The 6,694-nt window shown below is 72.4% G+C and carries 2 protein-coding genes and 1 pseudogene; all 3 read right to left on the bottom strand.

Features of this window, described 5'->3' with window-relative positions:
* Positions 1 to 103: 103 nt before the first annotated feature.
* Entirely contained in the window at positions 104 to 2,785 is a 2,682-nt protein-coding gene (aceE, locus tag AB0903_RS33940; protein ID WP_366708627.1) for a pyruvate dehydrogenase (acetyl-transferring), homodimeric type, read from the bottom strand.
* Positions 2,786 to 4,548: 1,763 nt separating this feature from the next.
* A complete protein-coding gene (locus AB0903_RS33935; protein WP_366708625.1) occupies positions 4,549 to 5,172 on the bottom strand; it encodes a GntR family transcriptional regulator in 624 nt (207 codons plus the stop codon).
* A gap of 116 nt (positions 5,173 to 5,288) precedes the next feature.
* Positions 5,289 to 6,602, bottom strand: a pseudogene (gene sucB / locus AB0903_RS33930) (2-oxoglutarate dehydrogenase, E2 component, dihydrolipoamide succinyltransferase); the annotation flags it as partial.
* Positions 6,603 to 6,694: the final 92 nt, after the last annotated feature.

The raw sequence follows: 6,694 nt of genomic DNA, 5'->3' as shown, positions 1-6,694 counted from the left end.
GGAGGCCGTCGCCAAAGCGGAGCCGGAGGTCATCATGATCCTCGACTACGGAGACCTGCCCGCCCAGAAGAAGATCGACTTCCTGAGGAAGTCCCGGGAGGTCCTACAGCCCGTAGCGCTCGCGCGCCTCCTTCACGGCCGAAGCGGGCACCTCACCGCGCTTCGCCAGCTGGGCCAGCGCGGCGACCGTGATCGACTGCGGGTCGACACCGAAGTGGCGGCGGGCCGCGTCACGGGTGTCCGAGAGGCCGAAGCCGTCCGTACCGAGCGAGGACCAGTCCTGTTCCACCCACTGGCTGATCTGGTCCGGCACCTGCCGCATCCAGTCGGAGACCGCCAGCACCGGGCCCGGCGCGCCCTCCAGCGCCTGCGTGACGTACGGCGTGCGCTGCTCGCCGCGGAGAAGGGCCTCGTCGGCCGCCAGGGCGTCGCGGCGCAGCTCGCCCCACGAGGTCGCGGACCACACGTCGGCCGCCACGTTCCAGTCGGCGGCCAGCAGCCGCTGGGCATCGAGCGCCCAGTGGATGGCCGTACCGGAGGCCAGGAGCTGCAGACGCGGCGCGTCCGCGCCCGCCGAGCCCTCGTTGAAGCGGTAGAGGCCCTTGACGATGCCCTCCTCGACGCCCTCCGGCATCGCGGGCTGCACCTTCGGCTCGTTGTAGACCGTGAGGTAGTAGAAGACGTCCGAGTCCTCGCCGGGGGCGGTCTGGCCGTACATCCTCCGCAGACCGTCCTTGACGATCACCGCGATCTCGTACGCGAACGCCGGGTCGTAGTTGAGCGACGCCGGGTTCGTGGCCGCGATCAGGTGCGAGTGGCCGTCCGCGTGCTGGAGGCCCTCACCGGTCAGCGTCGTACGGCCCGCGGTGGCGCCCACGATGAAGCCCTTGCCGAGCTGGTCGGCGAGCTGCCACATCTGGTCGCCGGTCCGCTGCCAGCCGAACATCGAGTAGAAGATGTAGAACGGGATCATCGTCTCGCCGTGCGTCGCGTACGACGTCGCGGCGGCGATGAAGTCGGCCATGGCACCGGCCTCGGTGATCCCCTCGTTGAGGATCTGGCCGTCCTTGGCCTCCTTGTAGTACATCAGCTGGTCGCGGTCGACCGGCTCGTACGTCTGGCCCAGCGGCGAGTAGATGCCCGCCGAGGGGAACAGCGACTCCATACCGAAGGTACGGGCCTCGTCCGGGACGATCGGGACCCAGCGCCTGCCGGTCTCCTTGTCCCGCATCAGGTCCTTGACCAGGCGGACGAACGCCATGGTCGTGGCCATCTCCTGCTTGCCCGACCCCTTGTACAGGGCCTTGAACGCGCGCTCCTCCGGCTCCGGCAGCGGGGCACAGGCGTGCATCCGGCGGGCCGGGGCGGGGCCGCCGAGAGCGGCCCGGCGCTCCTGGAGGTAGCGCACCTCCGGGGAGTCGGCACCCGGGTGACCGTACGGCACCACGCCGTCGTCGAAGGCGCTGTCGGCGATCGGGAGCCCGAGCAGGTCGCGCATGCCCTTGAACTCGTCGGTCGTCAGCTTCTTCATCTGGTGGTTGGCGTTCTTGGACTCGAAGCCCTTGCCGAGCGTGTAGCCCTTCACCGTCTGCGCGAGGATCACGGTCGGCGCGCCCTTGTGCGCGAGCGCCGCGCGGTACGCCGCGTACACCTTGCGGGCCTCGTGGCCGCCGCGGGAGGTGTAGAAGCACTCGGCGATCTTCGCGTCCGAGAGCAGCTTGGCCAGCTCGGCGAGCGCGGGCTCGGCACCGAAGAAGTGCTCGCGGATGTACGCCACGTCGCGCGTCGCGTACGTCTGGAACTGCGCGTCCGGCACCTCGCGCAGCCGGCGGACCAGCGCGCCCGTGCTGTCGAGCTGGAGCAGCTCGTCCCAGGCCGAGCCCCACAGCGACTTGACGACGTTCCAGCCGGCGCCCCGGAACTGGGCCTCCAGCTCCTGCACGATCTTGAAGTTGGCGCGGACCGGGCCGTCGAGGCGCTGCAGGTTGCAGTTGATCACGAAGGTCAGGTTGTCGAGTTGCTCACGGGAGGCGAGGGCGAGTGCCGCCGTCGACTCCGGCTCGTCCATCTCGCCGTCACCGAGGAACGCCCACACGTGCGAGTTCGCCGTGTCCTTGATCCCGCGGTTGTGGAGATAGCGGTTGAAGCGCGCCTGGTAGATCGCGGAGAGCGGGCCGAGACCCATGGAGACGGTGGGGAACTCCCACAGCCAGGGCAGCTGGCGCGGGTGCGGGTACGAGGGGATGCCCTTGCCGCCGGCCTCCTGGCGGAAGTTGTCGAGGTGTTCCTCGGTGAGGCGGCCGTCCAGGAACGCGCGGGCGTAGATACCGGGGGAGGCGTGGCCCTGGATGTAGAGCTGGTCGCCGGAGCCGTCCCCCTCCTTGCCGCGGAAGAAGTGGTTGAAGCCGGTCTCGTACAGCCAGGCCGCCGAAGCGAAGGTGGCGATGTGGCCGCCGACGCCGTGCTTCGAGCCGCGGGTCACCATGGCGGCCGCGTTCCAGCGGTTCCAGGCCGTGATACGGGCTTCCATCGCCTCGTCGCCGTCGAAGGCGGGCTCGGCGGAGGTCGGGATGGTGTTGACGTAGTCCGTCTCCAGCAGGCGGGGCAGGGCCACACCGGCCTTCTCGGCGTGCTGGAGCGTGCGGCGCATCAGGTACGCGGCGCGGCGCGGGCCTGCGTGCTCCGCGACGGCGTCGAGGGACGCCGCCCACTCGGCGGTTTCCTCGGCGTCACGGTCCGGGAGCTGGTCGAGCTCGCTCGGAAGCTTGCCTACGGGGTCGGTCATGATCGCCGCCTTCCGGACAGGAGGGGGGTGGAGAAGGGGGTGTGCCGTGTCTGGCAGGACAGGGCGGCGGGCGGGGTACGCCCTGGGTCGAACTGTAAGTCTCTGATCGATGATCGATCAAAGTCTGGGGAGAAATTGGCATCCGGTGCCGCAAAAGTGGGCACGCGGTGCCGGTACAAATACGCCCTTTCCGGGCGCGCCCCGTTCTGTCGGGGTGCGTGGCGCCCCTGGGGCGGGCCGGGGTGGGCCGGGCCGGGCCGGGCCGGGCCGGGTGCGGTGCGGTGTGCGCCCGGAGGGCGCCCGTCCGGTCGGGGGTGCGTCGTCCCCTGGGGCGGGGCCTGCTCGGGGGTGCGTGGCGTCCCTGTGGGGCGTGGCCGCGGTGGTGGCCGGATGGTGCGGTCGGTGGGTGCGTGGCGCTCCTGGGGGGTGTGGCTGCGGTCGGGCTGGTCCGGTAGGTGGGTGCGCCGGTCTCGGGGCGAGCTGGGAGCGGGTGCGCTCGTGCCGGGCCTCCCGGCTGTCGACGAGGAGGGCCGGTCTCGGGGGCGTGGCTGCGGTGGTGGGTGCTGGGGGAGCCGGCCTCCAGGGGCGCGGCCGGGGTCGGCACTGGTGGGTCCGGTGGCGGGTGCGTGGCGCCCGGGGGTGGTGGCTGTGTTGGTGGTGGGTGGCGGGGGGCGGGGCCTCCGGAGGGGGGTGTCCGGAATGGCTTTCCTCACCGCGCTGCGCGCGGGTTGCGACGCTTTACTTCCGGACACCCCCCTCCTGCGACCCCGCCCCCCTCCGGTCCGGTGGCGCCCCTTTTCTCCCGTGGTCGCCCCAGAGGGCGGTGCCCCATTTCGGCAGGGTCCGGTATCCGCCGGGGGGCCGGGGGCGGACCGCCGGTGCACGGTCGGCGGGCCGGGGGTGTTGCTCTGTGTCTGGGGGCCGGGGCGTGAACACCACGCCTGCTGCCGGGGTCTGGGGTGTCGCCACGCGGCCCCTGCGGGGTGGGGTGGGGTGGGGTGGGGTGGGGTGGGGTGGAGCGCCGGTGTGCGGCCAATCGGGTCGGGGTGGCCGGCTCCGTGGGTGTCTCCGCCGGGAAGTTTTGGCCCCACTCCGACGGGTTGTTTTGGCTCCGCCAGGTGTTCGACCAGCGGGTCGGTCGGTGGTCCGCGCACAAGCGCAGCCAGCGAGAAGACGCCGTCAGGGGCCCGGGTGAACGGTCGTCTGACCGTTCGAGGGGTGGGGGCCACTTCTGCCCGTTCCCCCCGGGGCCAACGAACCCCGTTCAAGACACCGTGGGCCTTCGGGCCTGGGGTAGGCCGCGCTGAGGGGGCCGCAGGGCCAGCTGCCCGTCCGGCAGGTTCCTGCCGGGCTGGGGGCGGAACCCGCACGGCTGCCGCCCGCACCCGGCGCGCTCTGTCGGGGCATGGGGCGGAGTCCCGGTTTCGGGCAGGGGTGCTGCTCCCTGCCCCGCACTTGTCCACGGGCGGGGGCGAGACCGCCGCGTCGGGGGAGGGGGACGCGCAGGGGGTCGTGTCCGGGACGTGAAGCGTCGCAACTCGCGCGAAGCGCGGTGAGGAAAGGAGTCCCGGACACGACCACCGGAGCGGCACCCGGACGCCACGCGGGCAGGGTCGGGTCCCGTTCGGGATCGGTGTCACGCGGGCAGGGTCGGGTCCCGTTCGGGGACGTAGCGACCGGGCCGGGACGGGAAACACCACCGGGCCGGGCCAGGGACGGGCGCGGAACCCGGAGGCATCGGGCCGTGCCCGGAGACCGCGCCGTCAGGCGCGGGGCGCGCAGCCGAGGACGTGCGCCTTGACCAGCGAGCCGATCTCCGGGTCGCGCCGCCGGAACGCCTCCACCAGGTCCTGGTGCTCCTCCGCGTACGACTTCTGCACCGTCCCCAGCCAGCGGATCGACAGCGCCGTGAAGACCTCGATGCCCAGGCCCTCCCAGGTGTGCAGGAGGACGGCGTTGTGCGCGGCGCGCACCAGCTCCCGGTGGAAGGCCACGGTGTGGCGGACCTGGCCCGCGGAGTCCCCGGACGCGTCCGCCTCGTAGAGCGCCGCCACGTGCGGTTCGAGGGCCGAGCAGTCCGCCGCCAGGCGGCCCGCCGCGAGCTCCGCCGCGATCTGCTCCAGGCCCGCCCGGACCGGGTAGCTCTCCTCCAGGTCCGCGGCCGTCAGATTCCGTACCCGTACGCCCTTGTTGGGGGCGGATTCGATGAGCCGCAGGGACTCCAGCTCGCGCAGCGCCTCGCGCACCGGGGTCTGGGAGACCTCGAGTTCGGTGGCGATACGGCGCTCGACGATGCGTTCCCCGGGCTTCCAGCGGCCGCTGACGATCCCCTCCACGATGTGCTCGCGGATCTGGTCGCGCAGCGAGTGGACGACGGGGATGGTCATGGAGCGCTCCTTAAAGCCGCGTCGACCTGTGGCTCTTAGACAATACGGCTGCGCCCCCGCCCGGATGTACTCCGGAGCAGGGGCGCAGCAGGTGAGGCTGGTTACAGCCGCGTGGTTCAGAGGCCGAGCTCGACCTCGAACTCGCCGGCCTCCAGGATCGCCTTGACCGTCGACAGGTAGCGGGCGGCGTCGGCGCCGTCCACCAGGCGGTGGTCGTAGGAGAGCGCGACGTACGTCATGTCGCGGATCGCGATCGTCTCGCCGAGGTCCGGGTGGTTGACGACCACCGGGCGGCGGACCGTGGCACCGATGCCCAGGATGGCGACCTGGTTCGGCGGCACGATGATCGTGTCGAACAGCGCACCGCGCGAGCCGGTGTTGCTGATCGTGAAGGTCGCACCGGCGAGGTCGTCCGGCGTGATCTTGCTGGCACGCACGGCGCCCGCGAGTTCTGCGGTCTTCTTGGCGATGCCGGCGAGGTTCAGGTCGCCCGCGCCCTTGATGACCGGCGTCATCAGACCCTTCTCGGAGTCCACGGCGATGCCGATGTTCTCCGAGTCGAAGTACGTGATGGTGCCCTCGGCCTCGTTGATCCGGGCGTTGACGACCGGGTGGGCCTTCAGCGCCTGGGCGGCGGCCTTGACGAAGAACGGCATCGGGGAGAGCTTGACGCCCTCACGGGCCGCGAACGCGTCCTTCGCACGGGCGCGCAGCTTCATCAGCTTGGTGATGTCGACCTCGACGACCGAGGTCAGCTGGGCCTGGTCGTGCAACGCCTTCATCATGTTGTCGCCGATGACCTTGCGCATGCGGGTCATCTTGACCGTCTGGCCGCGCAGCGGGGACACCTCGGGCTTCGGCGCCTGCGCCGCGGCCGGGGCGGCGGCCGGCGCCGGCACGGGGGCCTTGGCGGCCTCCGCGGCGGCGATGACGTCCTGCTTGCGGATACGGCCACCGACGCCGGTGCCCTTGACCGATCCGAGGTCGACGCCGTTCTCGGCGGCGAGCTTGCGGACCAGCGGAGTCACGTACGCGTCGCTCGTCTCGAGCCGGGCCGGGGCGGCGGGCGCGGCGGGAGCCGGAGCCGCGGGGGCCTGGGCCGGTGCGGCCGGAGCCTGAGCAGGCGCGGCAGCCGGGGCCGGAGCCGGGGCGGCGGGCTCGGGGGCCGGAGCCGGGACGGGAGCGGGCTCGGGGGCCGGGGCGGGCGCGGGGGCCGGAGCCGGGGCGGGCTCGGGGGCGGTCGGCGCGGGGGCGGCGGCCGGGGCCGCACCCTTCGCACCGATGACGGCCAGCTTCGCGCCGACTTCCGCCGTCTCGTCCTCGGCGACCACGATCTCCAGCAGCACGCCGGAGGCCGGGGCGGGGATCTCGGTGTCGACCTTGTCGGTGGAGACCTCGAGCAGCGGCTCGTCCTCCGTGACCTCCTCGCCACCGGACGATCGCACGGGAGAGGAACGCCTTCCCCGCGTAGAACACGTCCGCGTCCTTGCCGACGGCGTCGGCCCAGGCGCGGCAGCGGGCA

This window comes from Streptomyces sp. NPDC048389 (assembly GCF_040706335.1).
In the GTDB taxonomy this organism is placed as follows: domain Bacteria; phylum Actinomycetota; class Actinomycetes; order Streptomycetales; family Streptomycetaceae; genus Streptomyces.
This window is presented reverse-complemented; position numbering and strand designations above follow the sequence as displayed.